This window comes from Candidatus Methylobacter oryzae (assembly GCF_003994235.2).
Classification (GTDB): Bacteria; Pseudomonadota; Gammaproteobacteria; order Methylococcales; family Methylomonadaceae; genus Methylobacter_A; species Methylobacter_A oryzae.
Map to the genome: position 1 here is coordinate 1 of NZ_RYFG02000090.1, position 16393 is coordinate 16393.

Here is a 16393-nt window from a genome sequence, read left to right on the forward strand (position 1 = left end):
ATGTTGGACATGGTGGAATCAGATGTAAATCTAATGAGTCATGATCTGGAACATTTTCTGGATGAGCTTTTATCTCATTCAGTTCTATAGATTTGCGTACACTGGGCTAGCAATGTTAAAAATGACCCTGGCAAAATGCCTTTAATGTTTTACCAGACAGCTTCTTAAAAATGCGTTGCCGGACATTTTGGCTTTATCCTTCTGTTTGTTGCTTTTAATGTTCTTTACGATTTTCCCGCCCGTGCCATACCCGAACCACCACTACTTGAGTATCAATGATGTAACGCAGCACATAGTTACTTGCGCCAAAGGGCAGAAACAACTCGCGGCGATCGGTGCCGTCATTCATCGGGTAACCCGCTTCCGGAAAACTGGCGAGCAGCTTTGCGCCGCCCTGTAAAATCTGGCCGGCACGGGCGGCGGCCGTTGGATTTTTATCTGCTAAGAACAGGCGTAGCCTTTGGACATCTTCCAGGGCTTCCGGTAGCCAGACTACTTCGGGCATGGTAATTCGCAGTCACTGCCCCAGGATTCCAGCCAGCTATTAACCGTTTCATTGGGAATAGCCTGACCCGATAGCTTATAGCGTTGCCAGCGTTCCTGGTCTTCGCGTTTTTCCTGTTCGTAAATCTCTTCCCGTGCCACATAATCTTCAATGGCGGCTTTCATCAGCCAATGGGGGCTACGTGCTTTAATAGTGCTTAGGGCTTTAAGGCGTGTATGCAGGGTTTCATCGAGTTTAATCCCCGTGTTAATCGTTTTTGCCATAATTTTGGTTTCTTATAAAAGGTTGTAATATTCGCGACCTTAGCACAGTTAAAAATTCATAGCTACCGGAACCGGTTCTGTTTCCACTCGTGGCCATCGATCAGCCTGGGTGATAATAATCGGCATAATCCCAGAAAAACGGGCTGTAGCCGAAAGCATCAAAGTTGCGGGTGACTGCGGCAAAGCCCACGCGGGCCAACACCAACGCTCCGGTTACCCAATACTCGCCGACGGCGCAAAAGACGGCGATGACATGGTGCCAATCTCACAGCCAAAGCCCGAACAGCAAGCCAAACAACCAAACAGAAGGTAATGAGGATGGTGCGATGTCTAACATACTGCCCCGTTGCTTTGTAAAGCCATTCCGACCAGTCCGGCGCTGTGGCGCCGAGCACGGGCAACGGGTACCGGTTCCGGCCGCCAGACAGCGGCAATACTTCCGGTAATGGCGATATGTATCTATTAGCCTGGATCAACAATTTAATATCATTAAAGAGATTGCCATGCCCAACAAACAAGCAATAGCCGACAAGCAAACCCATGCGGGCAATTTACCTTCGCCGATTGCCCTGCCGCCGCTGCAAAGAGTGAAGTAGGTGCCCAAAAGGTGCTGTTTGACTGTTCCATCGGCATTGTCCGTAATCGAAAGTATTTGGTGAGAGCCGTCTTCGGGATTGACCTCCTCCCATAATCTTCATTCGTTGAAGCTTGCCTATCCAGACAATGCACTTTTAAAATGCTATGATGCAATCACGCTAAATTACAACAAAATGATTTTTCAACCTAGTTCCGAAAATCAGCAGTTAATCGAACTTCACGATTGGCTCCTGCCGATGTTAATGAACAGCCAAGTAACTATTCAATCATCAATCGAACGCCCATGAGCCATCAGACTGAGTTTACCGGCCGACAAAACCTTAACCTAATCCATAGGGCATCATTATGATTAACGCTGTAAGGTGGTTTCGCGCAGCAAACCGCCCCACACGCACAACATCGATGACAGACGCTCGCTGTTGTGACGGATTGCCTAACAGCGAATCCGCCTACAGATCTAACATATCTATTCTGTTTATCGATGCCGGCAACCAAGGTAACATGGTGCTGATCAATACTTCGGATTTGGGCGAAAAAATCAAGGACGGCAAAAAACAGAAAACCGTGCTGACTTGGCAAGAAAAACAATGCATCATCGACGTATTCAACGGCCAACGGCAGGAGGAAGATTTTTCAGTCGTGGTCGATTACGAGTAAATCGGGGGTAAGAACTATTCGTTGAGCGCCGGCCAGTATTTCGACGTTAAAATCGGCTATGTCGATATTGCGCCTGAGCAATTTGCCGAGAAGATGGAAACCTTTAACGATAATTTGGACAATTTATTCAATCAGTTGCGGGATTGGAAAGTTGAGATTAGAAAATAGTTGGCGGGTTTGAAATATGAATGACTTTGACATGAACACAGACGCGTCTTTTTCCATTCAGTATGCCGGCTTGTTGATCATCAAGCAACGCTCCGGCATGTCCAGACACGGACAATGCTGGCGGTGAATGCCGAGTTGATCCGCCTCTATTGGGAGCCGGCAACAGAAAGAAGGCTGGGGGACTGGCGTGATTCCCCGCCTGGTACACGACCTGCGCAATCAACTGCCCGAAGAAAAAGGCTTTTCCGAGCGCAACATCAAGCGCATGCTGGCCTTCTACCGTGAGTATCCAACCTTGGCATTTGTGCCACCGCTTGTGGTACAAACGGAAACGGCAAAGAGCTTTCGGAATAACAATTTGAGAATTGACCATGTTAGATAACTGATCACTCGTAAAACGCTTGAGAACCTAGCCGGTACGGCGGCTTTTCAACGCGGCATGGATTATTTTTCCGCAGGTTCGGTAGGAGCGCTTCGCGATACCGGCAACAAGCTCAGCGCTCGCGTTGAAGGCACGGAAACTTACCGGGTTAGTTTACGGGAAGATAAGGGAGGCCTCGATTACGATTGCAGTTGCCCGCGCGCGGCCGACGGTTATTTCTGCAAGCATTGCGTGGCGGTCGGCTTAGCTTGGCTTGCCGGACAGACGGAATCCGGCGCTGCTGTCGCCGCTAAAAAACAACGCCGCGATCCGTGGCGCGATATTCGCGATTATTTGACGACGCAAGCGCCGGAAGTATTGATAGCGCTGTTGCTGGACACCGCCGAACGCGACGACCGCTTGTATCGATCCTTATTGCTAAAGGCCGAGCGCGCGGCCGGAGGAACTGACGTCGTCAAAGTTTTCCGTAAGTCGATAGAACAGGCAACGAGCGTGACCGATTTTATGGAATGGGGTGGGTTCGGCAATTTTACCGATAATCTCGAGCAGGTCGTCGAATCCATGGAGGAACTGCTGACGCCGGATAGCGCCGGGATGTTGGTCGAGCTAACCGAATTCGCCATTCAACGCTTGGAAAAATCTTTGGAAATGATTGATGATTCGGACGGCGAAGTCGGCGCTATCGTGGAAAATTTAGGCGATTTGCATCTTCGCGCCTGTGAGTTGGCGAGACCCGAGCCTATCGCACTGGCGGAACGCCTGTTTCGCTTGGAGATGACGTCGGCTTTCGGGATTTGCAGTTTCGATGCTAATACTTACCAAGATATTCTCGGTGACAAAGGCCTGCGCCGCTACCGGGAGTTGGCCGAAGCCGAGTGGGCCACGGTTAAACCGCGGCAGGACGATAGTGGTTACGACGCGCGTCGGTATCGTATTACCTCCGTCATGGAGTCCCTGGCCAGGGCCAGCGGCGACGTGGAGGAATTGGTGGCAATCAAGTCGCGCGATTTGTCGTTGCCGTATCATTACTTGATTATTGCCGAAATATGGGGCAAGGCCGGACAGCAGGATAAGGCGCTGGATTGGGCGGAGCGAGGGTTGCGAGCTTTTCCTGAACGGTCGGACAACCGCTTGCGCGATTTTTTGGTCGCGGCTTACCTGAAACTGAAGCGCGACGATGAAGCTTTAGCGTTGACTTGGGTTCAGTTCGAAGAATCGGCGTCGCTGGCGCATTATAAAAAACTGCATGCCGTAGCTGAACAACTCGGGATATGGCCCGAACAGCGCAAGCGCGCTTTGGCGAAAGTCGATGAAGTCATTGCCGCCCAGGCCGCTTTTACGACTTTCTGGAAACCGAAGTCTTCGATACCCTATTATTCTTTGCGGCTTGAAATCGCTCTATGGGAGAATGATTTTGATGCTGCCTGGGAGGCTATACATGCCGGCAGCTGCAAACAGGACTTACTGATTATATTGGCCGGTAAACTGGGGCGGACGCGTCCGAACGACGCTTTGATCCTTTATAGGCGCGTGATTCCGGCCATCGTCGATCAAACCAATAATACGGCTTATGCCGAGGCAATAAAGTTGATCAATAAGGTTGGAACGATCATAAATGGCGTCATAGCGAGTTCGGCGATTACTTGGCCGAGCTACGAGCCCGTTTCAAGCCCAAGCGGAATTTCATCAAGCTTCTGGATGGCGTGGTTATCGCTACGTAATAATCCAAGCATAAAATTTTTTATGAACAAAATATATAGAGTGCAAACATGAAAGCCGTAAAGCTAATCCTGATAGCCGCAATGCTGATACCCATGTCGGCAAACGCCGGTTTCAACGCTTTTATCGATGGGCATAAGCTGCAAGGCAAGTCCAGGGCTTATAAGAGCGGCGATATAGACGATGCCGACTTATACGATGCTGGGGCGTATGTGTATTACATCATGGGCGTTATCGATTCCAATATCGGCTCGGGCCTGTTTTGTCCGCAAAACATATCGTCAGACCAAGCCGCAAACGTTGTGACTAAGTATTTAAACGAGCATCCGCAATCGTTGGATTCTAGCGGCGAAGCGTTGGTTAAGGCGGCGCTTGCACAAGAGTGGCCTTGCAAGCCGTAACATGACCATCGATTACTCTACTTTGGATGCCCTGCGCAACCACCATCCGGCATGGCGCCTTTTACGTTCGGATCATGCGCCACTGGTTGCCAGCTTTTTGCATAGAACGTTTGTCGCGCCTAACAAACGGGTCATTGCAGCGGCCGACCTGGCCGAAGCCTTGGAAGACGAGCTTTATGCTTTACGGGAAAGGCTGGGGCAGGACGTATTTCCAAAGCCGGCGGCGGATTACCTGAACGATTGGGCTAACCCCGATAAAGGCTGGCTGCGCAAATTTTATCAACACGGCGCCGACGAGCCGCAATTCGACTTAACGCCGTCAACCGAAAAAGCGATTGCCTGGCTCGGTACGTTGGCCGAGCGCAGTTTTGTCGGCACCGAGTCGCGCCTGTTGACTTTGTTCGAACTGCTCAAACAGATCAGCGAAGGCAGCGAAGCCGATCCGGCCAAGCGCATCGCCGAGTTGCACAAACGCCGCGACGACATCGATGCCGAGATCATCAGAGTGCTGGCGGGCGACGTAGCGATGCTGGACGATACCGCGTTAAAAGACCGTTTCCAGCAATTCATGCAACTGGCGCGGGAGCTGTTGAGTGACTTTCGCGAAGTGGAACATAATTTCCGGCTGCTGGACCGGCGGGTGCGCGAACGTATCGCGTTGTGGGAAGGTTCCAAGGGCGCGCTGCTGGAAGAAATCATGGGCGAGCGCGATGCGATAGCCGATTCCGATCAGGGCAGGAGCTTTAGGGCATTCTGGGATTTTTTGATGTCCAGCCGGCGCCAGGAAGAACTGACCGAACTGCTCGCGCAAGTCTTGTCGCTGGCGCCGATCGAACAGTTAAAGCCCGACGCTCGGACGCGGCGCATCCATTACGATTGGCTGGAAGCCGGAGAACATACGCAACGCACGATAGCCCAGTTGTCGCAGCAGCTCAGGCGATTTCTGGACGACCAAGCCTGGCTGGAGAATCGCCGCATCATGGACATTCTGCATCATATCGAAGCCAAGGCCTTGGCCTTGCGCGACACGCCGCCGGCCGGCGATATAGCGGCTATTGCCGATACCGCCGCCGCACCGGAATTGCCGATGGAGCGCCCGCTCCATGCGCCGACCGTCAAGCCGGTGATTGCGAACATCGAACTCGAAACCGGCGATGCCGACGTCGACATCGACGCGCTGTACTCGCAGGTCGTCATCGACAAAGCGCAATTGATCCGGCACATCCGCCATGCGTTGCAGGACAAAACGCAAGTTACGTTGCGCGACTTGACCGAAATGCAGCCTTTGCGCCAGGGTCTGGCCGAGCTGGTCGCTTACCTGCAATTGGGCAGCGAAACATTCAAAACCGTGGTCGACGAAGACACTTCCGAGTCGATCGCTTGGACAAGCATCGCTGCGGACGGCGCCGTTCGTAGCAAACGCGCCCGCCTGCCGCGGGTCATTTTCGTGAGGTAACGATGGATCAACAACAGTCCACGACGGACAACAGTACAGGGCTGTCCGCGCTGGCCATTACTTTGCTCAAGGGCGTTATCTACCGCGAGGCCGACGAACGCCTGTGGCTGGCCTTGCTGAATCTGCAAGCCCAGGTGCGCGACTACATGGCCGTGCTCGGCTTGGCTTTGGTGCTGGATGAAGCCGAAGGCTATGCCTTCCTGCAAGCCAAAGCGGAGGACGGCGAAACCGAAACCGATAAATTGCCGCGTTTGATCGCGCGCCGGCCGTTATCGTTTCCGGTCAGTTTAGTGCTGGTGCTGCTGCGCAAGAAACTGGCCGAATTCGACGCCGGCGGAGGCGATACTCGCCTGGTCTTGTCGCGCGACGAAATTGTCGAACTGGTCCGGGTGTTTTTGCCGGACAGCAGCAATGAAGCCCGGCTGATCGACCAAATCGAAACCCATATCAATAAAGTGGTCGATCTTGGGTTTTTGCGCCGGCTGAAAACGGCTAGCGGGCCGGCCGGCTATGAAGTCAGGCGCATTTTAAAAGCCTTTGTCGATGCGCAATGGCTCGCGGATTTCGATGCCCGATTGGCGGTTTATCAACAGCAACTGGCCGGCAAGGACAGTGTAGAGGGAGAAACTTTATGAACGAGCCGTACACGCTCGAATTGGACTTTGTCGCCGACGACGCCTTGTCCGGTTTCCGGCTGAAGCGTCTGGAAGTGTTTAACTGGGGAACTTTCGACGGTCGCGTTTGGACCTTGCAGCTCGACGGCAAAAACGGCCTGTTGACCGGCGACATCGGTTCCGGCAAATCGACCTTGGTCGATGCGGTAACGACGCTGCTGGTGCCGGCCAATCGGGTGGCTTATAACAAGGCCGCCGGCGCCGACAGCAAGGAGCGGTCGTTGCGCTCTTACGTGCTCGGCCATTATAAGTCCGAACGCAACGAAATAACCGGTACCGCCAAACCGGTGCCGCTACGCGACCCGAACAGTTATTCGGTGATTTTGGGCGTGTTCCATAACGCCGGTTACGACCAGACCGTCACCCTGGCGCAAGTGTTTTGGCTCAAGGACGCGCAAAGCCAGCCGGCGCGCTTCTTTGTCGGCATCGAGCGCGAGTTGTCCATCGCCGGCGACTTCTCCCGCTTCGGTTCCGACATTGGGCAATTGCGGAAAAAATTGCGCGGCATCGGCGCAGAAATCGAGGACACTTTCCCGAAGTACGGCGCTTGGTTCAGGCGCCGTTTCGGCATCGACAACGAACAAGCCCTGGAACTGTTCCATCAAACCGTGTCGATGAAATCGGTCGGCAATTTAACCGACTTCGTGCGCAGTCACATGCTGGAGCCTTTCGACGTCAGCTCCCGCATCGGCGCGTTGATCACGCATTTCGACGATCTTAACCGCGCTCACGAAGCGGTCTTGAAAGCCAAGCGGCAAGTGGAATTGCTGACGCCGTTGATCGCCGATTGCCAGCATCATGCCGGCCTGGCGCAAGACATCGATGAGCTGAGGCAATCGCGGGAAGCCTTGCGCAGCTATTTTGCCGGCTTGAAACTGGCGTTGCTCAACAAGCGCATCACGTTGTTAAAAGACGACTGGGAAAAACAGGACAGCCAGGTCAAGCGCCTGGAAAACCGCCGCGACGAGCAGCGTATCGGGATCGACGAATTGAAATCCGCCGTGGCCGAAAACGGCGGCGACCGGTTGGAACGCCTGCATGCCGAAATCAAACAGAAAGAGCAAATCCGCGACCGGCGTAAACAACGCTTCGACCGTTATGCCGAACTGGTGAAAAAAGTCGGCGAAAGTCCGGCGGAAGACGAGCCGGCGTTTTTGACGCAACGCAAACGATGGTTGGCGTTGGTTGCAGAACTTAAACAAAGCGCGGCCGATGTCGAAAACCGGGAGCGCGAGCACGATTTTGCGTTTCGCAATTGCCGCGAACAACATCAAGCCTTGAACGCCGAAATTGCCGGCCTGAAAACGCGGCGCAGCAATATCGACGAACCGCAGATCAGGATTCGCGCGGCCTTGTGCCAGGCGCTGGATTTGTCCGAGGACGCAATGCCGTTTGCCGGCGAGTTGCTGCAAGTCCACGAACAAGAGCGCGACTGGGAAGGCGCGGCCGAACGCTTGCTGCGCGGTTTCGGTCTGTCGCTGTTGGTGCCGGATGCTCATTACGCGGCCGTCGTCGATTGGGTGGAGCGCAATCACTTGAAAGGACGCCTGGTTTATTTCCATGTCCGCCCGAACCGGCGCGGCGACTTGCCCGATTTGCATCGCGATTCTCTGGTGCGGAAGCTCTCGATTAAGCCCGACTCGCCATTCTACGATTGGCTGGAGCGCGAATTGGCGTATCGTTTCGACGTGGCTTGCTGCATAACGCAAGAGCAATTCCGGCGGGAAACCCGGGCCATTACCATGGCCGGCCAAATCAAGGACCCGAGCGGACGCCATGAAAAGGATGATCGCCACCGGCTCGACGATCGTAGCCGCTATGTGCTCGGCTGGACCAATACCGCCAAAATTGCCGCGTTGGAAGCACAGGCCCGGCAGTTGGAAAGTAAGATGGCCGAGACAGGAAGCCTAATCGGCAAACTCCAGGCGCAGCGGCAAGCCTTGGCAACGCGCTTGGAAGCGTTAACGCGGCTGGAAGAATTCGGCAATTACGAAGACCTGGATTGGCCGTCGGCCGCTACCGACATTGCCCGGCTAAGCGAAGAGCTGCGAAGTCTGGAATCGGCGTCGGATTTGTTGCGCCAACTGACCGAGCGACTGAAACAGGCGCAGAACGAATTAGCGGCGACCGAAATGGGACTTGAGACCGCCAAGGACAAACGCTCTAAGACCGAACAAAAGCAACAGGATGCCGATAGCTTGAAGCAACAGACCGCGCTGCAAGCGGCCGGCGACATTTCGGCGTTGCTCGGCAGGCTGGACGAGATACGCGGCCAAGCGTTGGGCGATCACCAACTCAGCGTTGAATCCTGCGACAACCGCGAGCAGGAAACGCGCAAATGGTTGCAGGACAAAATAGACGGCGAGGATCGCAAACTGAAGCGGCTGAGCGATAAAATCATCCAGGCGATGATGGCGTTCAAGGAGCAATACAAACTTGAAACCGCCGAATTCGACGCTAACATCGAAGCGGCTTTCGAATATCAAAACCTGCTCGACAAGCTCGGACGCGACGACTTGCCGCGTTTCGAAGCCCGCTTCAAGGAACTCTTAAACGTCAATACCATCAACGAAATCGCCAACTTCAGCGCGCAATTGGCGCGCGAACGCGAGACTATCAAGGAGCGGATCGAGCGCATCAACGAATCGCTGACCCAGATCGACTACAACCAGGGGCGTTACATCGTGCTCGTCTCCCAGGCCAGCCCCGATGCGGACATTCGCGATTTCCAGCGCGACCTCAGAACCTGTACCGAAAGTTCGCTGACCGGCTCCGAGGACGCGCAATATTCCGAAACCAAATTCCTCGAAGTGAAAAACATCATCGACCGCTTCCGCGGCCGGGACGGGCGTTCGGAGGAAGACAAGCGCTGGACCGCGAAAGTGACCGACGTCCGCAACTGGTTCGTGTTTGCCGCCAGCGAACGTTGGCGCGCCGACGACACCGAGCATGAACATTATTCCGATTCCGGCGGCAAATCCGGCGGGCAAAAAGAGAAACTGGCCTACACCATCCTGGCCGCGAGTCTGGCCTACCAGTTCGGCTTGGAATGGGGCGCGTTGCGTTCGCGTTCGTTCCGTTTCGTCGTCATCGACGAAGCGTTCGGCCGGGGTTCGGACGAGTCGGCGCAATACGGTTTGCGCTTGTTCGAGAAGCTGAACCTGCAACTGTTGATCGTCACGCCGCTGCAAAAAATCCACATCATAGAACCGCATGTTTCCAGCGTCGGCTTCGTCTATAACGACCAGGGCCGTGCGTCGCAACTGCGCAATTTATCGATCGAGGAATACCGCGAGGAAAACGCGCGCAGGCAAAACGCATGAAACCGGCCTGGACCCGCCCGGCCGATTTGCGCGCCCAGCTGCAAAAATGTTGGGATCGGGGCGAGCTGCTGGCGCGGATGCAGGATGCGGATAGCGGCTTCCCGAAGCGGTTGACGCTGAAAGGCCCGACTTCGTCCGAGATCGCCGACCGCTACGAAGCCGTGCGCTTGTGGGCGAAAGACATCATGGCCGCGCCTTATTGCCGGATCGAATTGCGCTCGTTTGCCCACCGCGTCGTCGGCTTCAACTCGATTCCCGCCGAGGCCTGGATCGATAGCTTGGACGATGCGCTGGCCATGCTCGGCAAGCGCAACGAAGCCGCCCGTTTTCGCGCTCTGCTCGACTTGACCGGACAACGGCAGCCTGCGTTGCTGAGCTGGCTGGCCAAGCGGCCGCTGAAAGCACTGGAACTGGGCGAGCGTTGGCATTTACTGCTCGATATCGTCGAGTGGATGCAGCGGCATCCGCGTCCGGGCGTTTATTTGCGGCAAGTCGACGTGCCGGGCGTGCACAGCAAATTCATCGAAGCGCATAAAGGCGTATTGGCGGAACTGTTCGACCTTAGCTTGCCGCCGGATTCCATACAGCCCGGCGCGACCGGGGCCGGCCAATTCGCCGCGCGCTACGGTTTTTTGGACAAACCGGCCCGCATACGTTTCCGGGTATTGGACCCGGCCAAATCGCCGATAGCCGGCATCGGCATGCCTGACATTACCTTGGACAGCAACAGCTTTGCCGAACTTCCGGCGCTTGCCGGCCGGATTTTCATTACCGAAAACGAGACCAACTTCTTGGCATTCCCGCCCCTGGCGGACAGCCTGGTGATCTTCGGCAAAGGCTACGGTTGGGATAATCTTGCCGAGGCCCGGTGGCTGGCCGATTGCGTCGTTTATTACTGGGGCGACATCGACACCCACGGCTTCGCGATTTTGAACCAACTGCGCGGCAAATTCGCCCATGTCGAATCGTTCATGATGGATCGCGCCACGCTGATGGCGCACGAGCCCTTGTGGGGGACGGAGGACAATCAAGTGCTGCACGACTTGCCGCTGCTGACCGCGGACGAACGGGATTTATTCAACGACCTGCGCGATAATCGCATCCGCAAGAATCTTCGCCTGGAACAAGAAATGATCGGGTTTAGCTGGATTGAAAGCGCATTGGCGCAACTTGCTGGAAAACGTTAAAAAGCATTTCCTGTTATTAGCAGAGTTACTTGTTACAAGTTGTACAACAATGTATTCTCAGGCTATATACAAAGGAGTATAGCCATGCCAAATGTACAAACCAAAGAAGCAGCTTCCGTTTCCATCAACATCCGCGCCAAGGCCAAACAGCGCGATCTGATCGACCAAGCCGCAAATCGCCTGGGCCGCAGCCGCTCGGATTTCATGCTTGAAGCCGCCTGCCGTGAAGCGGAAGACGTGCTGCTCGACCAAGCATTCTTTACCGTCGATGAAGGCACCTTTGCTAAATTTCAGGCACTGCTCGATCAGCCATTGCCGCCGACAGACAAGCTACGCCGTTTGCTCAAAACCAAAGTGCCCTGGGAGAAATGAGCGCGCTTGATTTCACGCCGCCCGCGCCGATTAAGGCTGACCATGTGTTGGCCGATTTTGATAGCGGCGAACCGTCCCTGAACGAGTGGCTCAAAAAGCGCGCGTTTAAGAATCATGCCTCCGGCGCTTCCCGCTGCTTTGTGTTATGCGTAGGCGCGGATGTTATTGCTTACTACAGCCTATCGGCCGGAGCGATCAGCCACGAGGCCGCACCCAAGACGATGCGGCGCAACATGCCCAACCCGTTGCCGGTCTTGCTGCTGGGACGGCTTGCCGTCGATAAGCGTTACCACAATCAGGGAATCGGGCAGGCGCTGCTGCGCGATGCGATGCTACGGGCAGTCAATGTCGCCGGTAATGCCGGTGTTTTTGCGCTATTGGTTCATGCGCTTTCCGACCAAGCCAAGCAGTTCTACCTTTCACGAGGTTTCGTGGAATCGCCTTTACAACCGATGACTTTGTTTATGACGATGGAAACAATTCGGGCAATTTTGGCTGAGGCTGGTAGTTAGCAAAGTAAATGTCGTGTTCTTGGTGAACTATGGCATATTTATATAGCGTCATTTGCGACACGTAATAGCGGCTGATTTTCTTAACTTGTCCAGAAAACGTTTGTTTGATGAGCAATAGCAGACGTGTATTGACTAAAAGAGGTTAAGCGTAGTAACCGTACCTCGAACGGCGATTTTGCGCTAACAAATCGCCGTTCGAGGATGAACAGCTATAAAAATGACCAGTAATCTTATTTAAATAGAATGGAAGTTGCTAAAGAATATGAGCAAACTTAGTGAGCTTTTATGTGGAGACTATAGAGATTTAGGTGAATTATCTGAAGTTCTTGATCTTCTCGCTTCTACGATAGATGATTTTTCAACAAGATGTTTTGATTTTTTGCAGCGAGAAGAATCAGAAGATATTGTTACGTTAGGGGCTTATTGTGGAAGAGCTTTGTTGGAAGCATCTTGTATAGCATTAATTGGAAGAATAACGCCTTACCGCTTGCTGCTTTTAAAGCGTTATCAAGAACAACCTACTTTTGATTTAGGTATTCGTCATAAAATATCAATTGAATGGAAGGGAGATATTTTACCTAAAAATACAGTACCAAAAGATCAGCTATGGAATAAAGTAGAAGATAAGAATTTAACGAGTCCATTATTATCTGACTATATGTGGGATATATATTGGATACCAGCTTTTAAACGTCTGTTAGATGATACAGTAGACGAAAGCCATACTTATTTAAGAGATTTGGCAAGCATCCCACCAGAAGGTATTTGTCAAAGTTTAAGAAAAGAGGCTGAAGAACTTTATTCTTCTTTATCTAAAGGAATCCACCAAGAGTTTATTATTCCTCATGCAGTAGCTTACGATGCAATCACAGTACAAAATTTATTGCAACGAACAGTTATATTGGTTACTAGATTAGCTTTGATAAGCCATTATATTCCTACGTCTGCTGCATTAATAAATAAAGAAAAACTTCTTGAATTTTTAACTGATATTGAACAAAGAGATATGTCTTAAAATGGCTGAAGATCAAACAGAACAATATAGATTTATTTTAGCGGCAGAGGATTGTAGCCCTGATCATTTTGATGAAATTCATGTTTTTTCAAAATACGAGGAGAAAATAATTCGAAGTTTAATTGCGCATGGCCCTGTTTTAATTCGAGGTGGGCGAGGGAGCGGTAAAAGTGCTTTACTTATAAAGGCTCATAATCAAATTAAAGCTTCGTATAGTACTATTTTTAGTGTTTACCTGAGTTTAAGACATTTACCTTTATTGCGTAGTCAAGGAAAAGATTATGAGGAAATATTTTGCCGTCTTTTGTTGCAATCAATTACACAAGAAATAGAGAAACAGCGTTTAGAACGATTTGATTTATCTGTAAATCCCGATGTAGGAGAAGTTCAGCAAGCATTAGTTAAATTAAGCAGTACATTAAAAAAGCGAATTATATTGTTTTTTGATGATGCGGCACATATAGGTCGTGAAACTTCATTAGCCGAATTTTTCGATATTTTTAGAACACTTTCAAGCAGTACTGTTGCTTGTAAGGCAGCTATCTATCCAGGTGTCACAAAATTTGGCACTAGATTTGATGTCTATAATGATGCCACAGTTATAGATATTGCAAGAGATGAGAGGATGCCTGATTTCAGTATTTTCTTCGAGGATGTAATTAAAGCTCGTTATCCTCAATTATTAGAAAATACCTCGTCAATCCTGCAAAAAGATAATGCGCTAGCGTGGTTTCTAGGAAGAACAGTTGCTGGGAATATGCGAGCTTTAGTTTTTGCATGTAATAAATTAACGGAAGACAATAACAAAATTGAATTATCACAATTAACGCAATGTTTACTATTTCTAGCTTCTGATTATTATTGGCCTTTACTTGAGGAGCTATCACCAAAATTAGGTATTTATGAATCCTTAATAGAACCAAGCAGAGAGTTAGCGGAAAAGTTATTTGCTTATGTTACTGATAACAAAAAAGCAACTGATGTTGTAACCTCTGTATTAATTCATAGAGACTTAGTACAAGAATATGCAAAGTTATTTGAAATTCTTGAATACACGGGTTTTATTTCGAGAAGAGAAGTTTCTCGGGCAATGAAATCAGGAGGAAGAGGCTCACGATACATTTTAAATCTGTGTAATTTGCTAGAAAAAACCTCAGGGGCTCGTCTTTCTATAGATTTATTTGATGCATGGAAACAAAAAAATGAAACATCAGAAATACACCGAAATAGCAACACGTTAAAAATGCAATTACCTGAGCTGCCCAAAGAAAAGGAGCCCGCTATTTTGAATTCAGGTATAGAGCAACTAAAAAAATCTAAAGCTTATCCTTACGGACTTACAGATGGTAAATTTGAAACCTTAAAAGAGGCGAATTTTGATACGATTGGGAAATTAGCGGACGCAAGTGACGAACAATTGAAATCATTAGAAGGTATTGGAGATAAGTGGATACAACGTTTACGCAACGTAGTAGGGCAAGCCATTTGGATGTAAAACTCTGTAAGGTGGTTTCGCGTAGCAAACCGCCACACACGTACAACACCGATGACAGACGTTCGCTATTGTGACGGATTGCCTAACGGCGAATCCGCCAACAAGATCTGGGAGCCGATTATTCGCCAACCTTGACGAGATACGTCTATATCATTACCCGAGTTCCATGAACAACTTCACTTCCTGATTCGCCTATACGCCGAGCGCAACATTTGATAGCAAATACCCAAAACCATCCAGTGAATTCCACCCATATCCATGGCAATTAAAACCGCTCCGATTATCTTGGTCGCCTGAATCGATGCTAGCGTTCCAAGCGTCAGGGCTACGAACAGCGATCCTAAAATCGGGATGGGCGATATGTATTTGTAAGATTCTTCGGGAAGTTTCTTCATTCGATAGACGACCCAGTCAAGAAACAGCTTGAAATTAAGCACGCAGATAAAGCCGCCTGCAACAAAAAATACCCACGCCAGTCCGATGAAAACTGTTGCAGTAGCATCCAGCTCAGTTGGCGACAACATGTTTGAGTCTTCTCCTGGTCATAAGTATCCACACCACTTGTTGATATTATTTCGTGCCCACGCGTTGCGCGAGTTAGACCTTCCAGGTTTTTACTGGAGCCGCTCCCGGCGGCTCCCAGCACTTCCACCATCCATGGCAGTCGTAAAACCTAGAAGGTCTGTTTCTCTCCCAACGCCCAGTACGGAATTGTCGGCGCGTGGGAACGAAGAGCGGGCAATGGCGTCTATTTAACGCTGGTATTCATGCCCAGATCGAAACCAGTTCCAACGGCACATCATGACTATAAGTCTGTTCTTGCCGGAACGAGCTGTGCTGATCGCGTATCACTGAAATAAGGTCTTTAAACGGCTCGGATAATAAATTCGAGTCCGATTGCCGAAGCAGATAGCTGACGGCTGCGGATTGCTCGTCATAACCGTCGGGATTTGCATAGCGGGTGTTAAGCAACTGCCGCCGGGAAGCCTCGCAGGGACCCAGCCAGAATTTCGCAAAAGGGAAGGTCAGGGCAATTTCCAGTCCTTTCGGGTCCATGTCGCTAAAAACGACGACCGTCTTGCCGTCGCCGAAGCGTTTGATAAAGTCGCAGCAAGTCCCGGCCGTGGCACCGGTTTTATAGTCGCCGCGATAGACCCATAAGCTATGATTATCGATGGCCGGAATTTGCCAGTCGTGGCATAACGACATGATAGCCAGGTTTTCGACGATAACGACGGTATCGTGTTCGACCGAGCGGATGCCGGAATTCAGGCACATCAGGCCGGCGGAACTTATGCTTTCCGGATACAGCTGCATTTCCAGGCCGTTGATGCGCAGCACGCCGTCGGCACTGTTCAGCAAAAGATGATCGTTGCCGGCCGTCTTGGCCGCCAGTTTTTCGTTGTGATGGTATTTCGCCATTTCCAGGCGGTCGTCCGGCAATTGCTCGATCATGTAAGGATCTAGGCCCAGTTCATCGATGACCTGCTGACGCAGGCGGCGTTTGTGTTCGGCACTGAAGATCGCATTATTTTTGCTGACATAGCCGCAACCATAACGCGTCATCACCTCTTGGCTAAGCGGACTGGTTCGGCGTTTACTGTCTTGATCCGGTTTGTCCCTGACCAATGCGCTGATCCATTGATACATCTTTCGCTGATCCATTT

The 16393-nt window shown here is 51.3% G+C and carries 17 protein-coding genes; 13 read left to right on the forward strand and 4 right to left on the reverse strand.

Annotated features, from left to right (window positions below):
- Positions 1-214: 214 nt before the first annotated feature.
- Both EKO24_RS10000 and EKO24_RS10005 read right to left on the reverse strand, forming a co-directional pair.
- Positions 215-505 carry a type II toxin-antitoxin system RelE/ParE family toxin gene (locus EKO24_RS10000; RefSeq protein ID WP_127030725.1) on the reverse strand — a complete coding sequence of 97 codons (291 nt, stop codon included), beginning with the start codon at positions 503-505 and terminating at the stop codon, positions 215-217.
- Entirely contained in the window at positions 493-768 is a 276-nt protein-coding gene (locus EKO24_RS10005) for a CopG family ribbon-helix-helix protein (protein ID WP_127030724.1), read from the reverse strand. Before EKO24_RS10005 ends, EKO24_RS10000 begins: the two co-directional genes overlap by 13 nt.
- Positions 769-1767: 999 nt before the next feature.
- Here EKO24_RS10005 and EKO24_RS10010 point away from each other — a divergent pair.
- From EKO24_RS10010 to EKO24_RS10065, 13 genes are all read left to right on the forward strand, one after another.
- Positions 1768-2022 (forward strand): hypothetical protein, encoded by a 255-nt coding sequence (locus EKO24_RS10010; RefSeq protein WP_127030723.1) that lies wholly within the window; start codon positions 1768-1770, stop codon positions 2020-2022.
- Positions 2023-2043: 21 nt separating this feature from the next.
- Positions 2044-2190, forward strand: coding sequence for a hypothetical protein (locus EKO24_RS22370; protein ID WP_154671589.1), 147 nt, complete (start codon positions 2044-2046; stop codon positions 2188-2190).
- A gap of 187 nt (positions 2191-2377) precedes the next feature.
- Positions 2378-2572, forward strand: coding sequence for a DUF1016 N-terminal domain-containing protein (locus EKO24_RS23615; protein WP_206667253.1), 195 nt, complete (start codon positions 2378-2380; stop codon positions 2570-2572).
- A gap of 57 nt (positions 2573-2629) precedes the next feature.
- Entirely contained in the window at positions 2630-4345 is a 1716-nt protein-coding gene (locus EKO24_RS10020; protein ID WP_206667254.1) for an SWIM zinc finger family protein, read from the forward strand.
- A complete protein-coding gene (locus EKO24_RS10025) occupies positions 4342-4692 on the forward strand; it encodes a Rap1a/Tai family immunity protein (RefSeq protein ID WP_127030722.1) in 351 nt (116 codons plus the stop codon). The genes EKO24_RS10020 and EKO24_RS10025 overlap by 4 nt, the downstream gene beginning before the upstream one ends.
- A gap of 1 nt (position 4693) precedes the next feature.
- The gene (locus tag EKO24_RS10030; protein WP_127030721.1) at positions 4694-6148 is read left to right on the forward strand and encodes a DUF3375 domain-containing protein; all 1455 of its coding nucleotides are present in this window, start codon (positions 4694-4696) and stop codon (positions 6146-6148) included.
- Positions 6149-6150: 2 nt separating this feature from the next.
- On the forward strand, positions 6151-6783 hold the full coding sequence (locus EKO24_RS10035) for a DUF4194 domain-containing protein (protein WP_127030720.1): 633 nt from the start codon (positions 6151-6153) through the stop codon (positions 6781-6783).
- The gene (locus EKO24_RS10040; protein WP_143733210.1) at positions 6780-10145 is read left to right on the forward strand and encodes an ATP-binding protein; all 3366 of its coding nucleotides are present in this window, start codon (positions 6780-6782) and stop codon (positions 10143-10145) included. The genes EKO24_RS10035 and EKO24_RS10040 overlap by 4 nt, the downstream gene beginning before the upstream one ends.
- A complete protein-coding gene (locus EKO24_RS10045) occupies positions 10142-11332 on the forward strand; it encodes a DUF3322 domain-containing protein (protein ID WP_127030503.1) in 1191 nt (396 codons plus the stop codon). The genes EKO24_RS10040 and EKO24_RS10045 overlap by 4 nt, the downstream gene beginning before the upstream one ends.
- Before the next feature lie 84 nt (positions 11333-11416).
- Positions 11417-11704, forward strand: coding sequence for a type II toxin-antitoxin system TacA family antitoxin (locus EKO24_RS10050; protein ID WP_127030502.1), 288 nt, complete (start codon positions 11417-11419; stop codon positions 11702-11704).
- Complete coding sequence (locus EKO24_RS10055) at positions 11701-12216, forward strand: GNAT family N-acetyltransferase (RefSeq protein ID WP_127030501.1); 516 nt, start codon at positions 11701-11703, stop codon at positions 12214-12216. Before EKO24_RS10050 ends, EKO24_RS10055 begins: the two co-directional genes overlap by 4 nt.
- 262 nt (positions 12217-12478) lie before the next feature.
- On the forward strand, positions 12479-13231 hold the full coding sequence (locus EKO24_RS10060) for a hypothetical protein (RefSeq protein WP_127030500.1): 753 nt from the start codon (positions 12479-12481) through the stop codon (positions 13229-13231).
- 1 nt (position 13232) lies between these two features.
- Positions 13233-14726 carry a DEAD/DEAH box helicase gene (locus EKO24_RS10065; protein ID WP_127030499.1) on the forward strand — a complete coding sequence of 498 codons (1494 nt, stop codon included), beginning with the start codon at positions 13233-13235 and terminating at the stop codon, positions 14724-14726.
- 176 nt (positions 14727-14902) lie between these two features.
- On the opposite strand, the gene EKO24_RS10070 is transcribed toward EKO24_RS10065, so the two are convergent.
- Positions 14903-15250: a hypothetical protein gene (locus tag EKO24_RS10070; protein WP_127030498.1), complete on the reverse strand. Its 348-nt coding sequence runs from the start codon at positions 15248-15250 to the stop codon at positions 14903-14905.
- A gap of 241 nt (positions 15251-15491) precedes the next feature.
- A complete protein-coding gene (locus tag EKO24_RS10075; RefSeq protein WP_127030497.1) occupies positions 15492-16391 on the reverse strand; it encodes a DUF7281 domain-containing protein in 900 nt (299 codons plus the stop codon).
- Positions 16392-16393 lie beyond the last annotated feature (2 nt).

Excerpts from the sequence above, each read along its gene's own strand:
- EKO24_RS10000 (WP_127030725.1), bottom strand. The coding sequence starts at position 505 with ATGCCCGAAGTAGTCTGGCTACCGGAAGCCCTGGAAGATGTCCAAAGG.
- EKO24_RS10005 (WP_127030724.1), bottom strand. The coding sequence starts at position 768 with ATGGCAAAAACGATTAACACGGGGATTAAACTCGATGAAACCCTGCAT.
- EKO24_RS10010 (WP_127030723.1), top strand. The coding sequence starts at position 1,768 with ATGACAGACGCTCGCTGTTGTGACGGATTGCCTAACAGCGAATCCGCC.
- EKO24_RS10020 (WP_206667254.1), top strand. The coding sequence starts at position 2,630 with ATGGATTATTTTTCCGCAGGTTCGGTAGGAGCGCTTCGCGATACCGGC.
- EKO24_RS10025 (WP_127030722.1), top strand. The coding sequence starts at position 4,342 with ATGAAAGCCGTAAAGCTAATCCTGATAGCCGCAATGCTGATACCCATG.
- EKO24_RS10030 (WP_127030721.1), top strand. The coding sequence starts at position 4,694 with ATGACCATCGATTACTCTACTTTGGATGCCCTGCGCAACCACCATCCG.
- EKO24_RS10035 (WP_127030720.1), top strand. The coding sequence starts at position 6,151 with ATGGATCAACAACAGTCCACGACGGACAACAGTACAGGGCTGTCCGCG.
- EKO24_RS10040 (WP_143733210.1), top strand. The coding sequence starts at position 6,780 with ATGAACGAGCCGTACACGCTCGAATTGGACTTTGTCGCCGACGACGCC.
- EKO24_RS10045 (WP_127030503.1), top strand. The coding sequence starts at position 10,142 with ATGAAACCGGCCTGGACCCGCCCGGCCGATTTGCGCGCCCAGCTGCAA.
- EKO24_RS10050 (WP_127030502.1), top strand. The coding sequence starts at position 11,417 with ATGCCAAATGTACAAACCAAAGAAGCAGCTTCCGTTTCCATCAACATC.
- EKO24_RS10055 (WP_127030501.1), top strand. The coding sequence starts at position 11,701 with ATGAGCGCGCTTGATTTCACGCCGCCCGCGCCGATTAAGGCTGACCAT.
- EKO24_RS10060 (WP_127030500.1), top strand. The coding sequence starts at position 12,479 with ATGAGCAAACTTAGTGAGCTTTTATGTGGAGACTATAGAGATTTAGGT.
- EKO24_RS10065 (WP_127030499.1), top strand. The coding sequence starts at position 13,233 with ATGGCTGAAGATCAAACAGAACAATATAGATTTATTTTAGCGGCAGAG.
- EKO24_RS10070 (WP_127030498.1), bottom strand. The coding sequence starts at position 15,250 with ATGTTGTCGCCAACTGAGCTGGATGCTACTGCAACAGTTTTCATCGGA.
- EKO24_RS10075 (WP_127030497.1), bottom strand. The coding sequence starts at position 16,391 with ATGGATCAGCGAAAGATGTATCAATGGATCAGCGCATTGGTCAGGGAC.